The sequence below is a fragment of the Arcobacter sp. AHV-9/2010 genome (assembly GCF_004116575.1).
GTDB lineage: Bacteria > Campylobacterota > Campylobacteria > Campylobacterales > Arcobacteraceae > Aliarcobacter > Aliarcobacter skirrowii.
The window spans coordinates 625,315-650,554 of record NZ_PDKH01000001.1 but is presented as its reverse complement, the minus strand read 5'-3'; the positions used below and the strand labels follow the sequence as shown (position 1 = coordinate 650,554).

The 25,240-nt window shown below is 29.0% G+C and carries 22 protein-coding genes and 1 pseudogene; 10 read left to right on the top strand and 13 right to left on the bottom strand.

The window, feature by feature from the left end; translation table 11 throughout:
• Positions 1-9: 9 nt before the first annotated feature.
• The 4 genes from CRU94_RS03470 (at position 10) to CRU94_RS03455 (ending at position 4,521) form a co-directional block, all read left to right on the top strand.
• Entirely contained in the window at positions 10-2,394 is a 2,385-nt protein-coding gene (locus CRU94_RS03470) for a ribonucleoside-diphosphate reductase subunit alpha (protein ID WP_129105411.1), read from the top strand.
• Positions 2,395-2,424: 30 nt separating this feature from the next.
• Positions 2,425-3,447, top strand: coding sequence for a ribonucleotide-diphosphate reductase subunit beta (locus tag CRU94_RS03465; protein ID WP_129105410.1), 1,023 nt, complete (start codon positions 2,425-2,427; stop codon positions 3,445-3,447).
• Positions 3,448-3,453: 6 nt separating this feature from the next.
• Positions 3,454-3,972 carry a hypothetical protein gene (locus CRU94_RS03460; protein ID WP_129105409.1) on the top strand — a complete coding sequence of 173 codons (519 nt, stop codon included), beginning with the start codon at positions 3,454-3,456 and terminating at the stop codon, positions 3,970-3,972.
• Positions 3,973-4,047: 75 nt separating this feature from the next.
• Positions 4,048-4,521: a hypothetical protein gene (locus CRU94_RS03455; RefSeq protein WP_129105408.1), complete on the top strand. Its 474-nt coding sequence runs from the start codon at positions 4,048-4,050 to the stop codon at positions 4,519-4,521.
• Between the two features lie 10 nt (positions 4,522-4,531).
• On the opposite strand, the gene CRU94_RS03450 is transcribed toward CRU94_RS03455, so the two are convergent.
• The 5 genes from CRU94_RS03450 to CRU94_RS03430 are packed head-to-tail and all read right to left on the bottom strand — an operon-like array spanning position 4,532 to position 9,192.
• Positions 4,532-5,515 carry a YhdH/YhfP family quinone oxidoreductase gene (locus tag CRU94_RS03450; protein WP_129105407.1) on the bottom strand — a complete coding sequence of 328 codons (984 nt, stop codon included), beginning with the start codon at positions 5,513-5,515 and terminating at the stop codon, positions 4,532-4,534.
• 10 nt (positions 5,516-5,525) lie between these two features.
• The gene (locus tag CRU94_RS03445) at positions 5,526-6,422 is read right to left on the bottom strand and encodes an NAD(P)H-dependent glycerol-3-phosphate dehydrogenase (protein ID WP_129105406.1); all 897 of its coding nucleotides are present in this window, start codon (positions 6,420-6,422) and stop codon (positions 5,526-5,528) included.
• Positions 6,422-7,852 carry an Asp-tRNA(Asn)/Glu-tRNA(Gln) amidotransferase subunit GatB gene (gene gatB / locus CRU94_RS03440; RefSeq protein ID WP_129105478.1) on the bottom strand — a complete coding sequence of 477 codons (1,431 nt, stop codon included), beginning with the start codon at positions 7,850-7,852 and terminating at the stop codon, positions 6,422-6,424. Before gatB ends, CRU94_RS03445 begins: the two co-directional genes overlap by 1 nt.
• Before the next feature lie 24 nt (positions 7,853-7,876).
• The gene (locus CRU94_RS03435; RefSeq protein ID WP_129105405.1) at positions 7,877-8,701 is read right to left on the bottom strand and encodes a peptidyl-prolyl cis-trans isomerase; all 825 of its coding nucleotides are present in this window, start codon (positions 8,699-8,701) and stop codon (positions 7,877-7,879) included.
• A gap of 56 nt (positions 8,702-8,757) precedes the next feature.
• Positions 8,758-9,192: a deoxycytidylate deaminase gene (locus tag CRU94_RS03430; RefSeq protein ID WP_129105404.1), complete on the bottom strand. Its 435-nt coding sequence runs from the start codon at positions 9,190-9,192 to the stop codon at positions 8,758-8,760.
• A gap of 127 nt (positions 9,193-9,319) precedes the next feature.
• On the opposite strand from CRU94_RS03430, the gene accB reads away from it, so the two are divergent.
• The 6 genes from accB (at position 9,320) to CRU94_RS03400 (ending at position 17,067) form a co-directional block, all read left to right on the top strand.
• The gene (gene accB / locus CRU94_RS03425; protein WP_129105403.1) at positions 9,320-9,802 is read left to right on the top strand and encodes an acetyl-CoA carboxylase biotin carboxyl carrier protein; all 483 of its coding nucleotides are present in this window, start codon (positions 9,320-9,322) and stop codon (positions 9,800-9,802) included.
• Between the two features lie 9 nt (positions 9,803-9,811).
• A complete protein-coding gene (locus tag CRU94_RS03420) occupies positions 9,812-11,164 on the top strand; it encodes an acetyl-CoA carboxylase biotin carboxylase subunit (protein WP_129105402.1) in 1,353 nt (450 codons plus the stop codon).
• A gap of 210 nt (positions 11,165-11,374) precedes the next feature.
• On the top strand, positions 11,375-12,862 hold the full coding sequence (locus CRU94_RS03415; protein WP_129105401.1) for a DEAD/DEAH box helicase: 1,488 nt from the start codon (positions 11,375-11,377) through the stop codon (positions 12,860-12,862).
• A 79-nt stretch (positions 12,863-12,941) separates the two neighbouring features.
• Positions 12,942-14,525 (top strand): inorganic phosphate transporter, encoded by a 1,584-nt coding sequence (locus tag CRU94_RS03410; RefSeq protein WP_129105400.1) that lies wholly within the window; start codon positions 12,942-12,944, stop codon positions 14,523-14,525.
• A 41-nt stretch (positions 14,526-14,566) separates the two neighbouring features.
• The gene (locus CRU94_RS03405) at positions 14,567-15,478 is read left to right on the top strand and encodes an AEC family transporter (protein WP_129105399.1); all 912 of its coding nucleotides are present in this window, start codon (positions 14,567-14,569) and stop codon (positions 15,476-15,478) included.
• On the top strand, positions 15,475-17,067 hold the full coding sequence (locus tag CRU94_RS03400; RefSeq protein ID WP_129105398.1) for an asparagine synthetase B family protein: 1,593 nt from the start codon (positions 15,475-15,477) through the stop codon (positions 17,065-17,067). The genes CRU94_RS03405 and CRU94_RS03400 overlap by 4 nt, the downstream gene beginning before the upstream one ends.
• Positions 17,068-17,095: 28 nt before the next feature.
• On the opposite strand, the gene CRU94_RS03395 is transcribed toward CRU94_RS03400, so the two are convergent.
• From CRU94_RS03395 to rsmA, 8 genes and pseudogenes are all read right to left on the bottom strand, one after another.
• On the bottom strand, positions 17,096-17,479 hold the full coding sequence (locus CRU94_RS03395; RefSeq protein ID WP_129105397.1) for a hypothetical protein: 384 nt from the start codon (positions 17,477-17,479) through the stop codon (positions 17,096-17,098).
• 71 nt (positions 17,480-17,550) lie between these two features.
• Positions 17,551-18,948, bottom strand: coding sequence for a PhoH family protein (locus CRU94_RS03390; protein WP_129105396.1), 1,398 nt, complete (start codon positions 18,946-18,948; stop codon positions 17,551-17,553).
• Positions 18,948-19,457: a CopD family protein gene (locus CRU94_RS03385; protein WP_129105395.1), complete on the bottom strand. Its 510-nt coding sequence runs from the start codon at positions 19,455-19,457 to the stop codon at positions 18,948-18,950. The genes CRU94_RS03390 and CRU94_RS03385 overlap by 1 nt, the downstream gene beginning before the upstream one ends.
• 9 nt (positions 19,458-19,466) lie before the next feature.
• Positions 19,467-20,657: a replication-associated recombination protein A gene (locus tag CRU94_RS03380; RefSeq protein WP_129105394.1), complete on the bottom strand. Its 1,191-nt coding sequence runs from the start codon at positions 20,655-20,657 to the stop codon at positions 19,467-19,469.
• Positions 20,650-21,456: a pseudouridine synthase gene (locus tag CRU94_RS03375; protein WP_129105393.1), complete on the bottom strand. Its 807-nt coding sequence runs from the start codon at positions 21,454-21,456 to the stop codon at positions 20,650-20,652. Before CRU94_RS03375 ends, CRU94_RS03380 begins: the two co-directional genes overlap by 8 nt.
• Positions 21,453-22,415 carry a KpsF/GutQ family sugar-phosphate isomerase gene (locus tag CRU94_RS03370; RefSeq protein ID WP_129105392.1) on the bottom strand — a complete coding sequence of 321 codons (963 nt, stop codon included), beginning with the start codon at positions 22,413-22,415 and terminating at the stop codon, positions 21,453-21,455. The genes CRU94_RS03375 and CRU94_RS03370 overlap by 4 nt, the downstream gene beginning before the upstream one ends.
• A gap of 9 nt (positions 22,416-22,424) precedes the next feature.
• Complete coding sequence (locus CRU94_RS03365) at positions 22,425-24,413, bottom strand: ribonuclease J (protein ID WP_129105391.1); 1,989 nt, start codon at positions 24,411-24,413, stop codon at positions 22,425-22,427.
• A pseudogene (gene rsmA, locus CRU94_RS03360) lies at positions 24,385-25,195 on the bottom strand (16S rRNA (adenine(1518)-N(6)/adenine(1519)-N(6))-dimethyltransferase RsmA). The gene CRU94_RS03365 and the pseudogene rsmA overlap by 29 nt, the downstream one beginning before the upstream one ends.
• Positions 25,196-25,240 lie beyond the last annotated feature (45 nt).

The window sequence follows — 25,240 nt, the reverse complement described above, 5'->3', positions numbered from 1 at the left end:
GGATTTCAAATGGCAATAATGATTCAAAAAAGAAATGGTCGAAAAGAGATTTTAGATATTACAAAAATCCAAAAAATGACTATTGAAGCAACAGCAGGACTTGAGGGAGTTAGTCAAAGTGAGTTAGAGCTTGATTCTCATATTAAATTTGTGGATGGAATGAATTCAAGTGATATTCAAGATGCTTTAATTAAAACAGCAGTTGAAAAAATAGATATTGATGTTCCAAACTGGACTTTTGTTGCTGCTAGACTATTTTTATACGATTTATACCATAGGGTTGGAATTGCAACTTATGGAGTAAAAGGTGAAGCATATAGACACTTAGAAGAGTATATTAAATTTGGAATTGAAGCTGGAAGATTAATACCAAATTTAGCAAGTGGTTATGATTTGGATGATTTAAACTCTTACATAAAACAAGAGAGAGATTTCTTATTCAACTATCTTGGAATAAAAACTCTATATGATAGATATTTACTAAAGAATAGCAAAGGTGAGCCAATAGAGTTGCCACAACAAATGTTTATGGCAATTGCAATGTTTTTAGCTCAAAATGAAGATAATAAACAAGAAAAAGCAAAAGAGTTTTATGATGTTATCTCTAAATTTGAAGTTATGCTTGCAACTCCAACTTTAAGTAATGCTAGAACAAATAGACATCAATTAAGCTCTTGTTATATTGGAAGTAGTCCTGATAATATTGAAGGTATCTTTGATGGTTACAAAGAGATGGCACTATTGTCTAAATATGGTGGTGGAATTGGTTGGGATTGGAATCAAATAAGAAGTCTTGGTGGGGCTATTGATGGTCACAAAAGTGCAGCTGGAGGAACTGTTCCGTTTTTAAAAATAACAAATGATATTGCAATTGCTGTTGATCAATTAGGTACAAGAAAAGGTGCGATTGCAGTATATCTTGAGCCTTGGCATATGGATATTATTGATTTTATTGATTTAAAGAAAAATAGTGGAGAAGAGAGAAGAAGAGCTCATGATCTTTTCCCAGCGCTTTGGATTAGTGATCTGTTTATGCAAAGAGTTTTAGAGGACTCTTATTGGACTTTATTTGACCCAGCTGAAGTAAAAGATTTAAGTGAGTGTTTTGGTGATGAGTTTAATGAAAAGTATATTGCATATGAAAATAGTGATCAAGTTACAAAAAATAGAATAAAAGCAAAAGATTTATGGAAAAAGATATTAACTTCATATTTTGAAAGTGGAAGCCCATTCTTATGCTTTAAAGATACTGCAAATAGAGTTAATCCAAATCAAAATAGTGGAATTATTAGAAGTTCAAACTTATGTACAGAGATATTCCAAAATACAAATCCAAATCACTATTTGATTAAAGTAGAGTTTGAAGATAGAACTATTGAAACTTTTGAAGAGAATGATGTTTTAAATTTAGATAGTGGAATTTCAAAAAAAGCAAATAAAGTAACTGCACTTGATAGTATAAATGGTAAAAAAATCTTTATAGTTGAAAAAGAGAAAATTGATGGAGATACAGCCGTTTGTAATTTAGCAAGTGTAAATCTATCAAGAATTAATAGTTTTGAAGATATAAAAAGAGTTGTTCCAATAGCTATTAGAATGCTTGATAATGTGATAGATTTAAACTTCTATCCACTTAGAAAAGTAAAAGCAACAAACCTAAAAACAAGAGCAATTGGTCTTGGAGTTATGGGTGAAGCTGAAATGTTAGCAAACAATAAAATATCTTGGGGAAGCGTTGAGCATTTCAAAAAGATTGATGAAATTATGGAAGCTATTTCATATAACGCAATAGAGTCAAGTTCAAATTTAGCTCTTGAAAAAGGTGCATATAGTTTATTTGAAGGTTCAAATTGGAGTAAAGGTATAATGCCTCAAGACCATACTCCTCAAGCTGTAAATGCTTTGGTTGAGAAAGATTTATTTGATAGCTCTTGTGATTGGGAAAGTTTACGAGAAAAAGTTAAAAAAGATGGAATGAGAAATGGATATTTAATGGCTATTGCTCCTACATCATCTATCTCTATTTTAGTAGGAACAACACAAGCTATTGAGCCTGTTTATAAGAGAAAATGGTTTGAAGAGAATCTAAGTGGTTTAATTCCAGTAGTAGCTCCAAAACTAAGTCCAGAAACTTGGTCTTTTTATACTCCTGCATTTGAAATAGACCAACTTCAAGTTGTAAAAGCAGCAGCAATAAGACAAAAATGGATAGATCAAGGACAAAGTACAAATATATTTATGAGTTTAGATAAAGCAAGTGGAAAATATCTACACGAAATATATACTTTAGCTTGGAAACTAGGTCTTAAATCAACTTATTATTTAAGAAGTCAAAGTCCAGAAGCAAAAAATGATGTTGAAGATAGAAGTATGGAGTGCGCTGGTTGTCAATAATGACACCATTTATATTTTAAAAGGAAAGATATGGAAAGAAAGATTATTTATAACCCAAATTCAAAAGAGTCTTTAAACGATAGAAGAGTTTTTGGTGGAAATAGTGATGGAATGATTAACTTCACTAAAATGAAATATCAATGGGCATTAAATCTTTGGGACACTATGGAGGCTAATACTTGGTTTCCAAGAGAAGTTCAAATGACACAAGATGCAAAAGATTATAAGTTTTTAACTCCAGCTGAAAAAAGAATGTATGATTTAGTATTAAGTCAATTAATCTTTATGGATAGTTTACAAACAAATAATCTAATGGATAATATAAATCCATATATAACAGCACCTGAGATAAATGCTTGTTTATCTAGACAATCTTATGAAGAGGCAAATCATAGCAAATCTTATGCTGTAATGGTTGAGAGTATTTCTGATAATACTGATTTAATCTATGATATGTGGAAAACTGATGCAAAATTAAAAGAGAAAAATACATATATTGCAGAAGTTTATAAAAATTTATCAGAAGGTGAATTAACAGATGAAAAACTGCTTTTAGCACTATTTGCAAATCAAATCTTAGAAGGTCTATATTTTTATGCTGGATTTGCAGCGATTTATGCACTTGGTAAAAGTGGAAAAATGCTTGGAAGTTCACAGATGATTAGATTTATTCAAAGAGATGAAGTTACGCATCTACTACTATTTCAAAATATGATAAATAGTGTAAGAAAGGAGAGACCTGAACTTTTTACTATTGAATTAGAACAAAAAGTTAGAGCAATGTTTAGAAAAGCAGTTGAGCTTGAATCTGCTTGGGGTTCTTACATAACACAAGGTCAAATTTTAGGGTTTACAGATGCAATAATCACACAATATATTCAATATTTAGCAGATAGAAGACTTGAAGCTGTTGGATATAAAGCAGAGTATAATGTAAAACACCCTATTCCTTGGGTTGATGGTTATGCTTCATTTAATGATCAAAGAACAAATTTCTTTGAAGGAAATGTTGTAAACTATTCAAAAGGAAGCATTGATTTTGATGATTTTTAATTAAATATGTCAAATTTTAGAAAAATATATTTATTAGTTATATTTACAATTTTATTAAATTTTGTAGCTATTTATAGTTTTGACTATAAAGAGTTTTTTAGTGATAAAAATGAGTTTAAAATCGGTGATGTAGATGATTTTAGTAATCTTTTTTTTGAAAAAAGATATTTATCTTCTGATTATACAATTTTAAAACAAAATAATCTTCTTGTACTAAGTGGAACATTTAGTACAAATGCCGTTTTAAATGAGTTTAAAACGGCTCTTAAAATAAATTTAGATGAAAATATTACTATTGATAAAAGTAGAAAAATAGATTTTGAAACTGCAAATAAAGTTTATAAGATTATAGATTTTTTAAAAGAGTATATGGAAAATGGTTCAAAAATCATAGTAAAAAATAATAATATCATTTTTGAGGGTGCCGTTCAATATAAAAGATACGCAAGATTAGTTCAAATTTTAGAAAATGAGTTTGAAAGTGATACTTTTTTTATTGATATTGATACTTTAGAGTTTAATTAAAGATTTAAATATCATTTTAATTTAAAATAATATAGAATATTACCAATTTATTAAAATAAACATAGGGGATATTTTATGATAGAAGTTTATGAGTATATAGTTTCAAAACCATTTCTTGTTTTGTTAATAGGAATTTTAATTGGATATTTCATTTCAAGAGGACAAAAAGAGAGATTTAAAGCTATCTCTAACTCTTCAAGTACACAAGAAATAGAAGAAAAAAGAGTTAAAATAAATCCAATTTTTAACAAAAATGCCTCTCTTGATGCAAAACCCATGGTTCTTAGTGCTTCAATAAAAAAAGATAGTTTTATTAAAATTAAAGGTATTAATGAAGATTTAGAAAAAAAGCTTTATGATTTGGGTATTTATCAATATGATCAGATTGCTACTTGGACAAGTAAAAACTGTGATTGGGTTGAGAGTTTTTTACAACTTCCAGGATATATTAGAATAAATCAATGGGTAGAGCAAGCAAAAATTTTAAAAACAGGAAGAGAGACAAGCTATAGCCAAAAGCTTTTAGATGAAGAGATTTCAGAAAATTAGTAAAAATAGATCAATCTATTTTTACTAAATATCTTCCAACAGCTTTTGAATTTAAAAGATTTGAATAGGCATCTTTTATATCATTTAGTTTTATCTCTTTAGTAATTAAATTTAAATTACCAGCTTTGTATATTGATGCCAATTTTTCCCAAGCATCTTGTTTTTTATCTAAACTACACTCAACACTATCAATTCCAACTAATCTAACACCTCTTAAAATAAAAGGGAATACATTTGTGTGTAAATCGCTTGAAGATGTAAGTCCGCAACAAGTAACAACTCCATCATAATTTGTCTGTTTTAAAGCAGTTGATAAAATCTCTCCACCAGCTGTATCAATTACAGCACTATATTTTGTAGGTAAAAGAGCTTTTTGACTATCTTTTAGAAAATCATTTCTTAAAATAACCTCTTTTGCTCCAATATCTTTTAGAAAATCAATGCTACTCTCTTTTCCTGTAACTGCTGTGACATAAAATCCTAAATTATTTAAAATAGTAACCGCTAAAGAACCAACTCCACCTGTGGCACCTGTAACTAAAATATGGCTACCTTTAAAATCTTTAATATGATTTATTATCTCATTGATACTTAGTGCTGCTGTAAGTCCTGCTGTACCATAAATCATTATATCTTTATCACTTAATTTATCAGGAATTTTTGCTACCCAGTTTGATGGTACTTTTACATATTGACTATGCCCACCATTACTATTCATTCCAAAATCATAGCCAGTTACTAATACTCTATCTCCTACTTTAAATTTTGAAGATTTAGTTTCAACTATTATTCCAGCAACATCTACTCCAGTAATATGAGGAAATTTTTTTGTAACTCCAGGATGTCCAATTGAACTTAGTGCATCTTTATAATTTAAAGATGAGTAAGTAGCCTTTATAATAACTTCATTTTCACCACATATTGGTTTTTCTATCTCTTTTACACTTGAAGATATATTCCCATTTTCATCTTTTTCTACTACAAAAGCTTTCATTTTAAATCCTTTAGTTTTTTAATAAATCCTTTAGACTATCTTGAGGTTTTTTACCATCTAAAATTAGTTTTATCTCTTTTGCTATTGGTGTGTATATATTATGTTTATTGGCAAGTTTATCGATAGCATAAGCTGTTTTAACACCCTCTGCAACCTCTCCTAGCTCTTCTAAGATATCTTGTAACTCTTTATTTTTTGATAAACCTAAACCTACTCTAAAGTTTCTGCTCATTGTAGAATTTGCTGTTAAAAATAGATCTCCAGCACCACTAAGACCTAAAAATGATGAGTTTTTTGCTCCAAAATATTTTCCAAATCTTTGCATCTCTACTAAACCTCTTGCAATTAAAGATGCTTGAGCATTTTTACCAAGATTTAATCCTTCACAAATTCCACTTGCAATTGCAAGAACATTTTTGTATGCACCTGCAATTTCAGCTCCTATTACATCAGAGCTATAGTAAGTTTTTATGAAATTTGGGAAAAAAGGGCTAAATTGTCTATATAGTTTTTTTGATTTTGAGTTTATTACCAGTGCACAAGGAAGACCTTGTATAACCTCAGCAGCAAAGGATGGTCCTGAGATAAATCCAATATTTTTATCTGGAACAAAAGAGGCATAGATTTCATTTAAAAAATCTCCAGTTGAAGCCTCTATTCCTTTACTTGCAACCAATATTTTTTGATTATTAAAAACAAAGTTATCTTTTAGCCAAGCTCTTATCTCTTGAGCTGGGATTGCAATTACTAAATATTCACAAGATAGTGCAAACTCTAAATCAACAAAGTTTTTAATATCTCTTTTTGTTCTTGAAGTAATATAACAATCTTGTTTAGCACTTAGTGCAAAATGAAGAGCCTGTCCCCATTTTCCAGCACCAATAACTGCAATCTTACCTTTTTGCATTATTTTGATAATCTCTCTTTAATTAGTTCATTTACTTTTTGAGGATTTGCACTTCCTTTAGATGCCTTCATAGTTTGTCCAACAAAAAATGCAAACATCTTCTCTTTCCCAGCTTTGTACTCTGCTACTTTATCAGCATTTGAAGCTAAAATTTCATCGATAATTGCTAATAAAGAACCATCATCTGAAACTTGTTTTAAACCTAACTTGTCAATTGCTTCATCAACATTTTTTGAACTTTTTTCAATCAGATAATCTAAAACCTCTTTGGCAGCTTTTCCAGAGATTGTACTATCTTCAATTCTTTTAACAATTGTTGCTAGTGTTTTTGCATCTATTGGTGATTGCTCAATAGTAACACCCTCTTTTAATCTTCCTTGAAGTTCAACAGTAAGCCAAGTTGTAGCATTTTTAGCACTAATTCCTTCACTCATCATCTCATCAAAGTAGTTTGCCATCTCTAAAGATGAAGTTATAACAGAAGCATCATACTCTTTTAGTCCATACTCTTTTACAAATCTCTCTTTTTTCTCATCAGGAAGTTCTGGAATTTTAGAGTACTCTTTAATCATCTCATCACTAATAATTAATGGAAGCAGATCTGGATCTGGAAAATATCTATAATCAGCAGCATCCTCTTTTCCTCTCATAGATCTTGTCTCTCCAGTAGTTGTATCAAAAAGTCTTGTCTCTTGAACAATTTTATCTTCATACTCTCCATCTTCCCAAGCCTCTATTTGTCTATTTACTTCATATGCAATTGCTTTTTCAATAAATCTAAATGAGTTCATATTTTTAATTTCACATCTTGTGTAAAATTTAGTATCACCTTTTGGTCTTATAGATATGTTAACATCACATCTAAAACTACCCTCTTGCATATTTGCATCACTAATTCCTAAATATCTTACAATTGAGTGAAGTTTTTTAAGATATAAAATAGCCTCTTCAGCACTTCTCATATCAGGCTCTGAAACAATTTCAAGTAAAGGTGTCCCTGCACGATTTAAATCAACTTGTGAGTGGTTACCACTATGGATATTTTTTCCCGCATCATTTTCTAAGTGAGCTCTTGTAACTCCAATAGTTTTACTTCTTCCATCAGCAAAATCAATAGTTAATTCACCAAGACCAACAACTGGAATACTTAATTGTGATATTTGATAACCAGTTGGCAAATCTGGATAAAAGTAATTTTTTCTATCAAAAATTGAAACTTTGTTTATCTTTGATTTAAGAGCAGTTCCAAGCATAATAGCCTTATGAACAGCCTCTTTATTTAATACAGGAAGACCTCCTGGAAGTGCTAAACAAGTTGGACAAGTATTACTATTTGCCTCTTCTCCAAAACTTGTTGCACATGAACAAAAAAGTTTTGTTTTTGTATTTAGTTGTACATGAACTTCTAATCCTATAACTATTTCAAACATATTATTTGACATCTAATTTACTCCTTATCTTATTACTTTAATATCTGCTGTTAATTTTTGTTTTTCAAAATGTTGTTCTAAAAACACCTTCTCTCTTTGTTCCATAATTTCATTAAAAATTCTATCTTTTACAATATCAAAATTTATAGCTTCACTTCCCTCTTTGTTTTTTACATATAAAGATATATATTGATTATTCAGTGTAAATATTGGAGTAAAAGATCTATTTTTAGTAGTAGTTAAAACATATTGTAGTTGCGCATTAATATCTTTACTATCAATTTTTAGCTCACTTACTGTTACTGCTGGTATAACCTTCATTGGAGTTGAAATTTTTTCAATTAAATCCTCTTTATTAGAAGAGCTATATTGAGTTACATAAAAATATTTTGAAGTTTGATATTGTGAAATATTTTTTTCATAATATAACTTTACATCATCAATAGTAGCAATTGCAAGTTGCCCACGAACAAGTTTTTTGATTAGTTTTTGTCTAATAACACTATCTTTTACTTCATTTTCAAAATCACTATAGTTTGGATATTTTTGTTTAATAATTGATTTAAAACTATAAACATCCATCCCGTTTGAATTTGCAAGTTTTTCAATCTGTTCATTAATATCAAATATATCAGCACTTATATTGTTTTGTTTTACAAGTTGCTCAAAAAGAGTTTTATCTATTAAATAAGAGACAGCGCTATTTTCATCAACTCCTCTTTTTTTCATATCCTCTTTTATATCATATATAGTTATTGGATCTTCATTTACTAATAGCGCTATACCATTTATAGTGTTAGCTAAAGTAAAACCAATAAAAAGAGAAAAAATTAATAAAATTTTTTTCATAGTGAGAATTTTCCTTTTTAAATAAAGATATTATTTTATCAAAACACTCTTAAGTTTTAGGAAATTTGCTCTATTTTTACCCCATTGTCTTCTAAAAATTTTGAAACTACATCTGAATTTGTGTGTTCATACGATTTTTCATAAACAATTTTTTTAATACCACAAGCAATAATATTTTTAGAACATTCGCTACAAGGCTCAAGTGTTACATATATTGTTGCTCCTTCTATTGCTATTCCTTTTCTTGCAGCCCAAATAATTGCATTCATTTCAGCATGAATTTCATAAGTCTTAGACCATTCGTGATGATCTTTTGTATATTCACCATTCCAATAATTACAACAATTTTGATATCCAGATGGTGTTCCATTGTAACCAGTTGATAAAATTCTTCCATCTTTTACAATAACAGCACCAACTTGTTTTGATACACATTTTGAAGCTTTTGCAATCTCTTTTGCAATATTTATAAAATTTTTATCACTTATCATCTTTTATCCTAATTTTTTTTGGTATTTTAGCTATTTTTCTTAAAAAAAGCTTATTTTTTATAATAAAAGAATTAAAATTAGAAATATTTTGATATTATTTGAGAAATTTTTGAAAAAAAGGTACAAAATGGATTTTAAAGATATCAAAGAACTAATTAGAGTTTTTGACAAAAGCGAACTTAATAAGTTAAGAATAAAAGAGGCAGATTTTGAAATCTCTATGCAAAGAGGTTTTGAAGGAGGAGTTACAACTGTAGCTACAACTCCAATGGTATCTGCACCTGTTGCTTCTATTGCACCTGCTTCTGTGGCTACAACATCTTCTGTTGCATCTGAAGTAGCAAAAGATGATAGCAATGCTAATTCAAATGGAGTTACAATAAACGCTCCAATGGTTGGAACTTATTACTCTGCTCCATCTCCTGATGCTCCACAATTTTGTGCAATTGGTGATATAGTTAGAAAAGGTCAAACTCTATGTATTTTAGAGGCTATGAAAATTATGAATGAGGTTGAAGCTGAATTTGACTGCAAAATTATAGATATATTAGTACAAAATGGATCACCTGTAGAGTACGATATGCCAATTTTTGTTGTAGAAAAAATATAAGAGCTTAAAATGGCAGAAATTAAAAAAATATTAATTGCAAATAGAGGAGAGATTGTTCAAAGAGCTATTAGAACAATCAGAGAGATGGGAAAAAAATCTGTTGCAATATATAGTGCTGGTGATAAAAATGCCTCTTATTTAAAACATGCTGATGAAGCTGTTTGTATTGGTGGAGCAAAATCAAGCGAATCTTACTTAAATATTCCAGCAATCATAACTGCGGCTGAGATGACAGGTTGTGATGCAATTTTCCCTGGATATGGGTTTTTATCTGAAAATCAAGATTTCGTTGAGATTTGTAAACTTCATAATATTAAATTTATTGGTCCATCTTCTGAAGTTATGGAGAAAATGGCTGATAAATCAAAAGCTAAAGAAGAGATGGTAAGAGCTGGAGTTCCTGTTGTGCCTGGAAGTAAAGGTGCTGTTAGAACTCTAGAAGAGGGTAAAAAAATTGCAAGAGAGATTGGTTATCCAATTATGGCTAAAGCTGCTGCTGGTGGTGGTGGAAGAGGAATGAGACTTATTAAAGAGGAGAAAGACTTTGATCACCAATATTTAGCAGCTTCTAGTGAAGCATTAGCAGCTTTTGGTGATGGAACAATGTATTTAGAGAGATTTATAAACAATCCAAGACACATTGAAGTTCAAGTTCTAGGTGATTCTCACGGTAATGCAATCCATGTAGGCGAGAGAGATTGTTCTCTTCAAAGAAGACACCAAAAAGTAATAGAAGAATCACCTGCAATTTTACTAAATGAAGAGACAAGACAAAAACTTCTTGCTGTTGCAGTAAAAGCAACTAAATATTTAAAATATGAAGGTGCTGGAACTTTTGAATTTTTAGCAGATGATAAACAAAATATCTATTTTATGGAGATGAATACAAGACTTCAAGTTGAGCATCCAGTTTCAGAGATGGTTTCTGGAATAGATATTGTTGAGTGGATGATAAAAGTTGCACAAGGTGAAGAGCTACCACCTCAAGAGAGTATTAAATTTAGAGGTCATGCAATTGAGTGTAGAATTACAGCTGAAGATCCAAATACATTCTTACCTTGTCCTGGAAAAATCACTCAATGGATGGTTCCAGGTGGAAGAAATGTAAGAGTTGATTCACATATTTATGCAAACTATATTGTTCCTCCATATTATGACTCAATGATAGGAAAACTTATTGTTTGGGGAAGAGATAGAGAAAAAGCTATTAATATTATGAAAAGAGCTTTAAATGAGTTTGAAGTTACTGGAATTAAAACAAATATCCCATTCCATCAAAAAATGATGCTAAACAAAGATTTCATAAATAATAACTACGATACAAAATACCTTGAAGATTATAAAGGTTTAGATAGTATCTAAAAATTTAAGAGAGATTTCCTCTCTTAAAGCAAAACTTAATATAAACTTAGATAAAATCCGCCAATTTATACACATTTATATGCCTATCTTTTTTTAAGATTTAGTAATTTTATACTAATAACTTACATAATTTTTATATTTGATTATCCATTATAGGAAGGTTTTTTAATATAAGAGTGTATATTTAAAATATATACTTAAGGATAAAAAGTGACTTTTCAAGATTTTAATTTTAAAGAAAAATTACAAAAAGCAATAGACGAAGCTGGTTTTAAAGAACCAAGCCCAATACAAGTTGATGCAATACCACATATTTTAGCAGGTAAAGATATTGTTGGACAAGCTCATACAGGAACAGGAAAAACTGCAGCATTTGGATTGCCAGTTTTAAATCAATTAACAGGTAAAAATGCTGAAGCAGTTGTTATAGTTCCAACAAGAGAACTTGCAATGCAAGTGTCAGATGAGTTATTTAAGTTTGGAAAACTTTTAGGAATAAATACAGCAACAGTTTATGGTGGACAATCATACTCAAGACAATTAAAATTAATTGAAACTGCAAGTATTATTGTGGCAACTCCAGGAAGATTTTTAGATTTGTTAAGAAGTGGACAAATAAAAATTCAACCAAAATTTGTAATTTTGGATGAAGCTGATGAGATGCTTGATATGGGATTTTTGGATGATATTAAAGAGATATTTACATTTTTACCAAGTGAGAGACAAACTCTACTTTTCTCTGCAACAATGCCAGTAGCAATAAAAAATCTTGCAAAAACAATTTTAAAAGAGCCAGAGTTTGTAACTATTACTAAATCAGATGTTACAAATAAAAATATTACACAAACTTTTTATGTTGTAGATGAGAAAGAAAGAGATGATGCTCTTATTAGACTTTTTGATTACAAAAATCCAAAAAAATCTATAATATTTTGTAGAACAAAAAAAGATGTTGATAGATTATCTACATTTTTAATCTCTCAAGGTTTTATGGCTAAATCTCTTCATGGAGATATGGAGCAAAAACAAAGAGAAGAGGCAATTAAAGCATTTAAAACTTCAAAACTTGAAATTCTAATTGCTACAGATGTTGCTGCAAGAGGATTAGATGTTAATGATGTAACTCATGTATTTAATTACCATTTACCATTTGATGGTGAGTCTTATGTTCATAGAATTGGAAGAACTGGAAGAGCAGGAAAAGATGGAGTTGCAATTTCAATAGTTACACCACATGAGTTTAAAACTCTTCAAAGAATTGAAAAAACTATCGGAACTAAGCTTGAATCTAAAGTTGTACCAAATATTAGTACAGTAAAAGAGAAAAAAATAGATGATTTAAAACAATCTATTATCACTCAAGAGATAAAAGATTATGCAATTGAATTAGTTGAAAGCCTAAAAGATGAGTTTGATGTTTCAACAATTGCATTTAAATTAGCTTCAATTATTGCATCAAAAACTTATGTAAAAGGTAACAACAATATTGGTAAAAATGAAGTTGATTTAAAAAGATTAACTGAAATGTTATCAAAAGTTACAGATAGAAATGATGATAGAAGAGGATATAGAGGTAGAGGTCAAGGAAGTAGAAATAGTAGAGGCGCTGGAGCTTCAAGATCAAGACAAAGAAGTTCAAGTGGATCTAAAGAGAGATCTAGTTCAAATAGATCGCCTAGAAGTAGAAGAGCCGACTAAAAAGAGCTTTCCATAAAATATTTTAATAAGGGTATTTATAATATAATCCCTTATTATAATTTTATTACAAGGAAATTTTATGGATATCAAAACTATAAAGACCATTGAAAGTGCCACCGAAAAATCTCTTTCAAGTTTCGCTAAATTAACTCTCTCTTTGCTATTTTTACTAGCAGTTTTTCTTTGGACATACTCTTCTCACGGTACAGTTCCTGATAATACTTTCTTAATTATTGGTGCAATTTTTGGCGCTTATATGGCTTTAAATATTGGTGCAAATGATGTTGCAAACAATGTTGGACCAGCAGTTGGAGCTAAAGCTTTAACTTTAACAGGTGCAATTATAATTGCAGCTATTTTTGAAAGTGCTGGTGCAATTATTGCTGGAGGAGATGTTGTAAATACTATTAAAAGTGGTATCATTAATCCTGATTTAATAACAAGTAAAGACTCTTTTATTTGGGCTATGACAGCTGGTCTTTTAGCAGCTGCTATTTGGTTAAATTTTGCAACATCTATTGGAGCACCTGTTTCAACAACTCACTCAATTGTTGGTGGAGTTATGGGAGCTGGAATTGCTAGTGCTGGATTTGCTATTTTAGATTGGGGTAGTTTAGCAGAGATTGCATCTTCATGGGTAATATCTCCAATTTTAGGTGGAATTGTAGCTGCTGCATTTCTATTTTTTATAAAAAAACAGATTATTTTTAAAGAAAATATGTTGGAACAAGCTAATAGGTTTGTTCCATATTTGATTGCTATTATGACATGGGCATTTACAACTTATTTAATTTTAAAGGGTTTAAAACAGCTAGTAAATATAGGTTTTTGGGGTGCTTCATTTATTGGTATATTATTTGCTGTTGTCTCTTATTTTTTAATGAAAAAATATGTATCACAAGCATCTAAAAATTTAGCAAACGATAGATCAAGTATAAATAACTTATTTACTGTTCCACTTATATTTGGTGCTGCTTTATTATCTTTTGCTCATGGTGCAAATGATGTTTCAAATGCTATTGGACCACTTGCAGCTATTAATGACGCAATAATGTCAGGTGGAACAGGAGTTAAAGCTTCAGTTCCATTTTGGATACTTTTTGTTGGTGCAATAGGTATTGTAATTGGTCTTTTACTTTATGGACCAAGACTTATTAAGACGGTTGGTAGTGAGATAACTGAACTTGATCAAATGAGAGCTTTCTCTGTTGCAATGGCAACAGCAGTTACAGTTATTTTTGCTAGTCAATTAGGACTTCCTGTATCTTCAACTCATATTGCAATTGGTGGTGTATTTGGAGTTGGTTTTTTAAGAGAGACTTTAGATATTACTGAGAAAAAATTTATTCAAGATATTAGAGAGAAGTTTAAAAAACACAAAAAAGATTTAGAAAAATCTCAACAAGAACTTGCAAAATTAGAGGCTATAAAAGATAAAAATAAAGGTACTTATATTAAGATTGTTGAACTTTTCAAAAAAATTGATGATATTGAAGCACAAGTTAAACAAGAGAAAAAAGATTTCAAAAAAGCAAAAGGTGCAAAATATGTTAAAAGAGATGCAGTAAAAAGAATTATTGCTGCTTGGCTTATTACGGTTCCAACTTCAGCTCTTTTAGCTGCAGGAATTTATTATATGATTAAAGGTATAGTTGCAGTATAAGTAGATTTTCTACTTATACTATATTTTTTTAGGATTTTAAAATAGAAGCTATTTTTTCGGTTCTTCCAATATATTTTTTTATTTTATTAGGTTTTTTTGCAAAGAAAAAACTACAAACTCAAATAGATGAAAAATCATTAGTTCTATTATCTCTATATTTTCTTCAACCAATTATGATTTTTTGGGGCTTGACAAAAGAGCAAATTAATTATGAGTTTGTATTGTCTCCACTATTTTTTCTTTTATCAATGTTAATAGCTCTTATTTTTATGCTTATGTACTCAAAATTCCTATTCTCTTCAAAAACAGATGAAAATATATTTTTAGCAACAGCATTAATAGGAAATACAGGAAACTTAGGAATTCCACTTGGAATTGCGTTATTTGGAGTAGAATCAGTTCCTTATACAAGTATAATTAATATTGCAAATATATTTTTTATGTACACAATATCTATCTATTTTTTTGCACGAGATAAGTTTAATTTTAAAGATTCAGTAAAATCTATATTTAAAATTCCAGTTATCTGGTTTGCAATTTTTGCTTTGGCTTTTAACTATTTTGAGTTTAAAATTCCAAAAGAGTTTGATTTTGCACTAGAAATGGGAGCTTATACATCTTTAACTCTTCAATTAATCATTTTTGGAACATATTTGTATAGTGTGAAGGTTAAAACAATTCCTTGGAAATTGTCCCTACAAATAAGTTTCGTAAAGCATATTCTACTTCCAGTTGTAGGTATTGTAGTTATTGTAGGATTTACAAATTTAAATCCTATGATAGCATCAATTTTAATTATGGAGTTAATGATGCCTCTTGCTGTAAACAATGTAAATTTTTCTGCTGTTTATAATACAAAGCCTAGTGAAGTAGCAGCTACTATTCTAGTCTCATCAGCTATTTTTGTAGGAATTTTGCATTTTTATATAGAGATTATTAACTATTTTATATGAAAAAAATCGATACAGAACTATTAACTATATATTTTGAAGGTGAAATATATAATAAAAACTCTTTTAATTTTAGTGATAATCTTTTATTATTAGAAGAACTTTATTTAAAGTATAAATATGATTTTTTAACAAAGCTTGATGGAATTTTTGCTTTTTCTATTTATGATAAGCAAGACAATACATATTTTTGTGCTAGAGATAGATTTGGCAATATTCCCTTATATTACTATATTAAAGAAGATAAATTCTATTTTTCAACTCAAATAAGAGATATATTAAATAGTTTACCAAAGAGACCAAAAATGAATAAAGTTGCTTTAAGTAAATATATTCAATATTTTTCTACTTTTGGCGAGGATACTTTTTATCAAGATATTTATAAACTAGAAGATAGTACTTATATTGTTTATAAATCAAATAAAGAGCTAATAAAAAAAAGATATTATAAAATCAACACATATAAAGCTGTAAACGATGAAAAAACAGCTTTAAAGAGCATAGAAGAGCTTTTATACTCAAGTATTGAAAAGCGTCTTAAAAACTCTCCTAGCTCACTTTTAAGCGGAGGAGTTGATAGCTCTTTAATTGCATCAATTTATACTAAGATTTCTGGAAAAAAAATAGATACATTCTCAATTGGTTATAGTGAGTTTAAAAACTATTGTGAACTTCCATATGCCAAAATTACTTCAAACTTTATAAATTCAAATCATCATGAAGTTATTTTAGATAAAAAAACTTATATTGATAATTTTTATAGCTCACTTGATAATTTTGATGAACCTCACGGTGATAGTGCATCAACTCCTTTAAATATCTTGTTAAAGAGTGTTAAAGAGTTTGGGGTAAGTGATATCTTATCTGGTGAAGGAGCTGATGAGCTATTTTTTGGTTACGATAACTATTCAAAATTTCTAAGATACTATAACTTCCAAAAATCTTTGACAAAAAATCAATTTGAATTTTTAGATGAGATAATAGGTGCTCTACAAAACAACACAAAAGAGAGTGAATATTTAAGAAGAGTTGTTAAAAAAGAGACTGTTTATAACTCATTTGGTGAAGTTTTCAATGATATTCAAAAAAGGAAACTATTTAAAAAAGTTCCAACATTTAAAAGTGAAGCAGCAAAACAGGATTTTATAGATAATATGAGCTATACAGATTTAAAAATTTGGGTTTCAAATGCAGTTTTAACAAAAACTTATAGAGTTACAAAAGCAAATGATTTGCAAATACACACACCTTTTTTGGATAATGATATATTAAAATATGTTTTTAGTATAGATAGTAGTTTAAAAATGGGAGATACAAATAAGTATTTGCTTAAGAAAATTGCACAAAAACATATTCCAAAAGAGATTATAAATAGAGTAAAAAAAGGTTTTAATAGTCCATTTAATGAGTGGCTTCAAAGCGAATTTGGAACTTATATCTTAGATATAATTTTAGAGGTCAATAAAAAGACAGATTTGTTTAATGATGATTATCTAAAACAGATATTTAATCTTGCAAGTTCAAATAAATTTAAACAGCATTTATATTCAATATTTATATTCTCTTTGTGGTATAAGAGAGTCTATCTATAAATAGTAGATGTTTCCCGTGAAACATCTACTATTTTTCCCAAAAATCATCTAATTTTTGGTTTGTTTCAACCAAATCCTTATCAAATTTAAATTCACTATTAACTGATAACTTCTCAATCTCTTTTAATGCAACTTCATAATCATCTTGTGAAATTTTATCATCACCAATTTTGTCTATTTTCTCTACCTTATCATCAGTTTTTCTAGTTGTATTTGATTTTAAATTTAAGTACTCTTTCATGATTTTTTCATACTCTATAAAATCAAATATTATTGCAGATGGTTTACCATCTCTTAAAATAACAGCTTTTTGAATCTCTTTTGATTGTATTTTGTCAAAAATATATTTATTTTTTCTTACTAAATCAGTTGCTGAGAACATTTCATCTGAGGTATATTGGATTAAAGACATTTTGTATTCCTTTACAAAAAATATTATGTATTATAACACAATATTTTAAGTTTAGGTTTTAAAATAGTTTATTAAAAGATTGACTCAGCCCACTCTGTAATTGGACCTCTTAAGACCTTTTCAAGTTTTATTGCAAAAATATTTACAAAACTATTCTCATTTTTAGTAGATTTTAAAAGAGTTGTTAGAGCATTTGTATATTTATTTACATAGAAGTTATCTATTTGTTTATTTGAACCCAAAATTACAACTTTGCAAGAGTTATCAACTCTTGAAAGCACCATTTGCATTGTTTTATTTGACATATTTTGAGCTTCATCAATAATTATAAAGCTATTTGATAAAGTTCTTCCTCTCATCTCTCCAACCCACATAGTCTCAATACCATAGTTTGAAATCATCTGTTCAATTCTAGCTGTAACTTCGCTATCTTCAAGAGGTGTATATGGAGTATCAGATCTTTTATTTCTTCTTTTTTTATGCTCACTTCTAATTATATAATCTAAGCTATCCATTAAAGGGTGATTATATATTCTAAATTTCTCTTCAAGACCTGGTAAATATCCAACATCTTCACCTTTATCTAAAGATTCAATAGAGTTTCTTATATAGATAATTTTTTGAAAATGTTTCTGCTTTACAAGTTTTAATGCTCCACTTAGAGCCAAAAGAGTCTTTCCGCTTCCAGCTTTTGCTTCAACTATTAAAACATTATAGTAGTGAGAGATAATTGCATTTGAAAAAAATAGTTGCTCTTTATTAAGTGGTGTTATTGTTTGATTTCTAACCTCCTCTTCATCTAAAAGAACTATTTTTTTATTTTGAATAGATGCTAACACTATTTGATCTGAATTCTTAACTTTAAAGCAATATGAATAATCACTTGGTTTATACTCTTTATCAAATTTTGATATATTTTGATTCTCTATAAACTCTAAATCTTCGAAGTTTATATCAATTTCTTTAATAAAATTTTGATTAAACTCTATATTATCTTTACCATGAAGTGCATAAGTTTTTAAATCCAAACTTACAGCTCTTGTTCTTGCCATAATATCCATTGAGATAAAAATCACTTCTGTTTTATAGTAATCTTTTATCTCAACAGCCAATTCAAGTATCTTTCTATCATTTAAAATATTACTTGATACATTTTTGCTAGATACACTATATTCATCTTTTGAAACAATATCTATGATAGTTTCATATCTATTTTTTATCTTTAATCTTACTATTTTTTTATCTTGATACTTTATTGAATCAATAATCTCTGAATTTTCAAGTATTCTTGCAAACTCTCTAGCTTGAAAATTAATCTCATCAAAACCACTCTTTTTGCTATCAATCTCATCTAAAACAGTATCTGTTAGGATTATTAGATTTTTTGATTCATCACTAAGTTTAAAGATATTTGTAGCATCTTCTAAAAGAATATTTGTATCTAAAAGGTAGTATTTTTCAAATTTCATTATTTAACCTTTTTAGGTTTTAAAATCATATATGAAATAAATGCAAATAGTGCAACAGTGATGAGTGTAAAAAGTATTGAGAAGTTTTTAGTAATTACATAAGTAACTATTAAAATAGCTAACATTGTAGGCATTTCATTGTACATTCTAAAAAATTTACCACTTTTATTGCAACTATTTTCATATAAAGCTTTTCTATAATACTCAAGAGATAAAGAGTAAGCCACAAGTAAAATAAGCATAAATATCTTTGCTATAAACCAATCTTGAGAAAGAAGTGCTTTATTTAAAGTTATCATTGCTACTCCACTAAATATTGTTACCCACATTGCTGGATTACCAATATATTTATATATTTTAAACTCTTGAACTTTTACAACTTCAACAAACTCTTTTTTATCAATATTTTCAACATGATAAACAAAGAGCCTTGGAAGATAGAATAGCATCGCCATCCATGATAAAACTGCTATTATATGTAAACTCAATATCCAACTATAATACTCCATATTACTCTCCTAATGTTTCTCTATATTTTTTATTTTTGATATCCACTCATTTAAAGTCTTTTCATAACCAATATTTAGACTCTCATAAAGTTTCAAATCCTCTTTTAAATACTCTTGTTCTACATAACCACCAAAATCATGGGGATATAAGTATCCAATATGTTGTGAATCTAAATGTTTTGGAATATCTAATATTCTACCATTTTTAATCATTTCTAATGCTTTATTTACAGCTTTATAAGCACTATTTGATTTAGGACTAGATGCTAGGTATATTGCACATTGAGCTAAAATAATCCTAGATTCTGGATAGCCTATTTTATTGCAAGCAAGCATTGTACTACTTGCCAGATTTAAAGCATTTGGGTTTGCATTTCCAATATCTTCACTTGCAAATATTACAAATCTTCTAGTAATAAAATCAACACTCTCTCCACCATCAATTAATCTTGACATATAGTATAAAGCTGCATCAATATTTGAACCCCTTAAAGATTTAATCATTGCACTTGCTAAATCATAGTGTGAACTACTAGAACTAACACCATCTCCTATTACATTTGCTCTTAATTGTTTTAAAGTATCTATTGAAATATTTTGATTTACTTTGTATGCAAAATTTAATAAAGTAAGCATAGCTCTTGCATCTCCAGAGCTTGAATATATCAAGTAATCTTTAACTTCACTTGATAAGTTAATATCGATATCTTTTAAAACTGTTTTTAAAATATTTTCCATCTCATCATAAGTAAATGGTAAAAATTCATATAAAAATGATCTTGAACGAATAGCAGATGTTAAAGTAAAAAAAGGATTTTCTGTACTAGCTCCAATTATAGTTGCATCATAGTTTTCCATTATTGGAAGAAGAACCTCTTGTTGATTTTTTGATAATCTATGAACTTCATCAATAAAAATTAAAGGTTTAATAAAACTATTTTTATATCTTTCAAATACCTTTCTTAAATCTTCAATTTTAAAAGTTGTTGCATTAAAGTAGTAGTAATCTGTTCCAACTTCTTTTGCAATAATTTTAGCTAATGTAGTTTTTCCAGTTCCAGGTTTTCCATAAAAAAATAGATGTGGAATCTCTTTTTTTTTGATAAGTTGATAAAGTGCTCTATCTCTACCAATTATATGGGATTGACCAACAAAATTTTCAAGATTTGTTGGTCTATATCTATTTGACAAATCAGTCATTATTCTCTTCATTTAGGAAAATTCTAAGATTTTTATACTCCTCTTTTGTCAAAAATCTTGATTTTCCAGTAGGAAGGTTATTGAGGCTAACTCCTCCATACTCTAATCTTTTAAGATCCATAACAGTTAGTCCAAAGTGTGCAAAGAATCTTCTTAACTCTCTATTTTTACCCTCATTTATTGCAACTTTTATTTTAGAAGTTTTTTCTGTATTTGTTTGTATATCATAAGCTAAAAATGGTGAAAACTGCATAGATTTTATTTTTGTATTTTTATATGCACCTTTTGTTGCATCTTCAATTGTAATTCCACTTTGCATAGCCTGTTCAACTTTAGGAGTTATAAAACCATTTACTTTGATCTTATAAACTCTTTCTAAATTTGAGTGCATTAGTGCATTTACAACCTCTACACTATCACTTAGAAGTAGTAAACCTTCACTTGCATAGTCAAGTCGCCCTACGCTCATAAAGTGCTTATATTTGCTCTCTAAACTATCATAAATAGTTCTTCTTCCTTGAGGATCGCTTTTACTTACAATCTCACCTTTTGGTTTGTTGTAAACAATTACAGTGTACATTCTATTTTTATCTTCTTTGATAATTTTTTTACCAATCTCAACTTTATCAGTTGTCTTAACTTTTGTAGCTAAATCTGTTACAACTTTATTGTTTACTCTAACTTTACCTTCAGCAATAAGTGTATCAGCCTCTCTTCTTGAGTAGCCACTATTATGAGATATAAACTTATTTAATCTCAAAATTTCATAAGGCTCTTTTTTTTCTAACTCTTTTTTCATTTTATACCAGCCTCTAATAAATCATGGATATGTAAAACTCCTAGAAGTTTCTTATTTTTATCTGTGATAATTAATTGTTGAATTTTATAGTTTTCAATAATTTGTAAAGCATCACTTGCCAAAAGGTTCTCATTTTCAAAAGTTTTAGGATTCATTGTTGCAATAGTTTCAATTGGACAATCAATAGAAAAATTTGGTTTCATAAGTGCTCTTCTTAAATCGCCATCACTTAATAATCCAACAACTTTTTCATCTTTATCAACAATAATTACTGAACCCAATCTTCCTTCACTCATTGTAATAATTGCATCTTTTAAAATAGTTTCACGTGAAACTATAGGTAAATTATCTTTTCTTAAAAGGTCATTTACTTTCACAAAAAGTTTTTTACCCAAACTTCCACCTGGATGAAAAGATGCAAAATCCTCTTTTTTGAAATCTCTTCTTTTCATTAAACAAACTGCAAGAGCATCACCCATAGCCATAGTTAAAGTAGTTGATGAAGTTGGAGCAGTATCAAGAGGACAAGCCTCTTTTGTAACAGCAATATTTATAAAATAGTCTGCATATTTAGCTAAAGTTGAGTTAGGATTTTTTGCCATAGCAATTAGTGGAATATTAAATCTCTTTAAGTGAGGTAAGATTTGAATAAGCTCTTCACTCTCCCCGCTATATGAGATTCCAAGAACAATATCATCTTTTCCTATCATTCCTAAATCCCCATGCATAGCCTCTGTTGGATGCAAGAAAAATGAGCTAGTTCCTGTGCTTGCAAGCGTTGCAGCAATTTTAGCACCAACTAAACCAGATTTTCCAACACCAGTGACAATTAATTTACCTTTAGATTTAACAATTAATTCAACAATATCCTCTATCTCAAAAAAAATAGAGTTTGAAGCTAACTCTAACTCTTTAGCTTCAGTTAGTAAAACATCTTTTACTATCTCTTTATAGTTCATTTTATTTCCTTATTGAACAAATATAGTAGGAACAATCATTGGGTATTTTTTATATTTTCTTACACAATGTTTTCTAACAACTTTTCTAAGCTCATCTTCTAAAATTCTACTATTTTTAAAGATTCCTGGTTTTGCATTTGCTAAGAATACAGCTAAAATATCTTCAATCTCTTTTTCAAAATTTCTATCTTGTTTATTATCTGAAAGAAGCCCAAATGAAGCAACTTTAGGTTTACCAGCAACCGCTCTATCATTTTCATTTATTTGAGCAACTATCATAACAATACCCTCTTTTGCCATTGTTTGTCTATCTATTACGACATCATCAGATATTTTATGATTTAATTGATTGTCAATATAAACTTTACCACTTTTTACAGCTCTAAGCTTTTTAAGATATTTTGGAGTTACTTCAACTTGTTCACCATCACTCATAATATATACATTTCTCTCTAAAATTCCACAATCAATTCCTGTTTGTGCATGTTTTAAAGCATGATTATACTCTCCATGAACTGGTAAGAAGAACTTAGGCTTAACAAGCCTAAGCATTAGTTTTTGCTCCTCTTGAGCAGCATGTCCAGATACATGAATATCTGCATAATCTTGATATGCAACTTTAGCTCCAGCTTTTAGTAGATGATTTATTATCTCAGATACACTTCCTTCATTTCCAGGAATTGCTTTTGCAGATAATATTATTTGATCTTCAGGTTTTATTTTTATGTGTCTGTGTTCATGAATTGCCATTCTGTATAAAGCACTCATTGACTCACCTTGACTTCCTGTTGTCACAATCATTACTTCATTATCATTATATTTACCAACTTCATGTGCTTCAATAAATTGATCTTTAGGAAATTTTATATATCCTAAACTCATAGCAATATCCAAATTTTTCTCCATAGAACGACCAATTACACAAATCTTTCTACCATATTTTAAAGCTTTTTCAATTGCTTGTGCAACTCTGTGAATATTTGAAGAGAATGTACTCATAATAACTCTTCCTTTTGCTGTTGAAAAGATTCTTTCAAATGTAGGAGAGACAGCTTTTTCTGTTTTTGTAAACCCTGGAGTGTGAGAGTTTGTTGAATCAGATGTTAAAACTAAAACCCCCTCTTCCCCATAATGCGCAAGTCTGTGAATATCTGTTGGGAATCCATCATAAGGTGTGTGATCTATTTTAAAATCACCTGTGTGAATCATAGTTCCAGCAGCTGTTTTAATTGCAATTGCAGATGAATCGATAATAGAGTGAGTAATATGCATCCACTCAATCTCAAAATCATTTCCAATCTTAATTGGAACTCTTTTTGATATAGCTCTAAATAAAGCTCTATGCTCTCTCATTTTATGCTCATCAAATTTTGAACCAATCATCTCCAAAGGAAGTGCAGATCCATAAATAGGAAATTGCATCTCTTTAAACAGATATGGCATCGCACCAATATGATCTTCATGACCATGAGTAATAATTACTGCAACAATTTTATCTTTTATCTCTCTAAGATATGAGAAATCTGGAATTAAAATATCAACTCCATGCATCTCACCATCTGGGAAACTCATACCAACATCTACAACAATTGCTTCATTTTCAGTCTCTACAACCATCATATTTCCACCAATTTCGTTTAATCCACCAAGTGGAGTAATTCTTAGTTTGGCATTTGTATTTAGATTTAATTTATAGTGAGGGTTTAATCTATCTTTGTGGATTTTTTCATTTATAAGATATGATTTTTTAAGATCATTTGTCCATCCATCACCGCTTGTTGGCATATCTTTATTAATAAATCTAGGTTTATTATTTGGTCTTTTCTTTTTAAAGTGAGCTCTTTTATCACCATTTTGCTCAATTGAACCACTATTTTCTTGATTTTCTTTGTTATTTTGTTGTCTAGGAGCTCTTGGTTTAAACTCTCTTTTTTTAACTTCAACTAAAGCAGTTTCTTGTTGTGTAGTGCTATTTTCTTCTTTTTTTATCTCTTCCATTCTTTTACCTTTGTATGCATTTGGCTATACAAAGATGATGAAAGTTCATGAGGTCGTAGATTGTCATTTATTGATAACTCTTCAAATAGAGTCTCAATTTGAGATTTATCCAAGATTGAGTTTAGATTTTTTGATAGTTTTTTTCTTGGTTGTACAAAACAAACTTTTAGAAATCTATTTAAATCCTTATCAATCTTTTTAGTTAAATCTTTTTTTATATAAAGAATTGAAGATGTAACCTTAGGCATTGGGTCAAATGCCGTAGAAGGAACATCAAAAAGAATTCTTGAATCTTTAGAGATAAGTTCAGTAATTATCCCTAAAGATGAGAACTCTTTATCATTTACTTTTGCAGTAAATTTTTGAGCTACCTCTTTTTGAACCATTACAATAATGTGTTCGCAAAGCTCATCTTCAAAAGCTCTTAATATAATATTTGTTGCAATATAGTATGGCAAGTTTGCTATTAAATCATATTTACCATCATGTAAAGATTTCAGCTCATCCCAAGCTCTTAAAACATCAATATGTTTAAGTGTGAATCTATTACTCTCTATCTCTTTTGCAAATTTCGACTTTAAGATACCGATTAAATCAGTATCAACCTCATAAGCTGTCACATCTTTGTATTTAACTAAATTCTTAGTTAAATCACCTAAGCCAGGCCCAATTTCTACAATATGATTATTGTTATGGGGCATCGATTGGATGATTTTATCTAAAATGGTACTATCTTTTAAGAAGTTCTGACCAAACTCTTTTTTTGCTTTTACTTTTTCCATCAAGGTAGGAGTATATCTTTTTTTAACTTACATTTAGGTAATATT

Bases quoted from the DNA above. Each gene is read 5' to 3' on its own strand.
- CRU94_RS03470 (WP_129105411.1), top strand. From the start codon at position 10: ATGGCAATAATGATTCAAAAAAGAAATGGTCGAAAAGAGATTTTAGAT.
- CRU94_RS03465 (WP_129105410.1), top strand. From the start codon at position 2,425: ATGGAAAGAAAGATTATTTATAACCCAAATTCAAAAGAGTCTTTAAAC.
- CRU94_RS03460 (WP_129105409.1), top strand. From the start codon at position 3,454: ATGTCAAATTTTAGAAAAATATATTTATTAGTTATATTTACAATTTTA.
- CRU94_RS03455 (WP_129105408.1), top strand. From the start codon at position 4,048: ATGATAGAAGTTTATGAGTATATAGTTTCAAAACCATTTCTTGTTTTG.
- CRU94_RS03450 (WP_129105407.1), bottom strand. From the start codon at position 5,515: ATGAAAGCTTTTGTAGTAGAAAAAGATGAAAATGGGAATATATCTTCA.
- CRU94_RS03445 (WP_129105406.1), bottom strand. From the start codon at position 6,422: ATGCAAAAAGGTAAGATTGCAGTTATTGGTGCTGGAAAATGGGGACAG.
- gatB (WP_129105478.1), bottom strand. From the start codon at position 7,852: ATGTTTGAAATAGTTATAGGATTAGAAGTTCATGTACAACTAAATACA.
- CRU94_RS03435 (WP_129105405.1), bottom strand. From the start codon at position 8,701: ATGAAAAAAATTTTATTAATTTTTTCTCTTTTTATTGGTTTTACTTTA.
- CRU94_RS03430 (WP_129105404.1), bottom strand. From the start codon at position 9,192: ATGATAAGTGATAAAAATTTTATAAATATTGCAAAAGAGATTGCAAAA.
- accB (WP_129105403.1), top strand. From the start codon at position 9,320: ATGGATTTTAAAGATATCAAAGAACTAATTAGAGTTTTTGACAAAAGC.
- CRU94_RS03420 (WP_129105402.1), top strand. From the start codon at position 9,812: ATGGCAGAAATTAAAAAAATATTAATTGCAAATAGAGGAGAGATTGTT.
- CRU94_RS03410 (WP_129105400.1), top strand. From the start codon at position 12,942: ATGGATATCAAAACTATAAAGACCATTGAAAGTGCCACCGAAAAATCT.
- CRU94_RS03400 (WP_129105398.1), top strand. From the start codon at position 15,475: ATGAAAAAAATCGATACAGAACTATTAACTATATATTTTGAAGGTGAA.
- CRU94_RS03395 (WP_129105397.1), bottom strand. From the start codon at position 17,479: ATGTCTTTAATCCAATATACCTCAGATGAAATGTTCTCAGCAACTGAT.
- CRU94_RS03390 (WP_129105396.1), bottom strand. From the start codon at position 18,948: ATGAAATTTGAAAAATACTACCTTTTAGATACAAATATTCTTTTAGAA.
- CRU94_RS03385 (WP_129105395.1), bottom strand. From the start codon at position 19,457: ATGGAGTATTATAGTTGGATATTGAGTTTACATATAATAGCAGTTTTA.
- CRU94_RS03380 (WP_129105394.1), bottom strand. From the start codon at position 20,657: ATGACTGATTTGTCAAATAGATATAGACCAACAAATCTTGAAAATTTT.
- CRU94_RS03375 (WP_129105393.1), bottom strand. From the start codon at position 21,456: ATGAAAAAAGAGTTAGAAAAAAAAGAGCCTTATGAAATTTTGAGATTA.
- CRU94_RS03370 (WP_129105392.1), bottom strand. From the start codon at position 22,415: ATGAACTATAAAGAGATAGTAAAAGATGTTTTACTAACTGAAGCTAAA.
- CRU94_RS03365 (WP_129105391.1), bottom strand. From the start codon at position 24,413: ATGGAAGAGATAAAAAAAGAAGAAAATAGCACTACACAACAAGAAACT.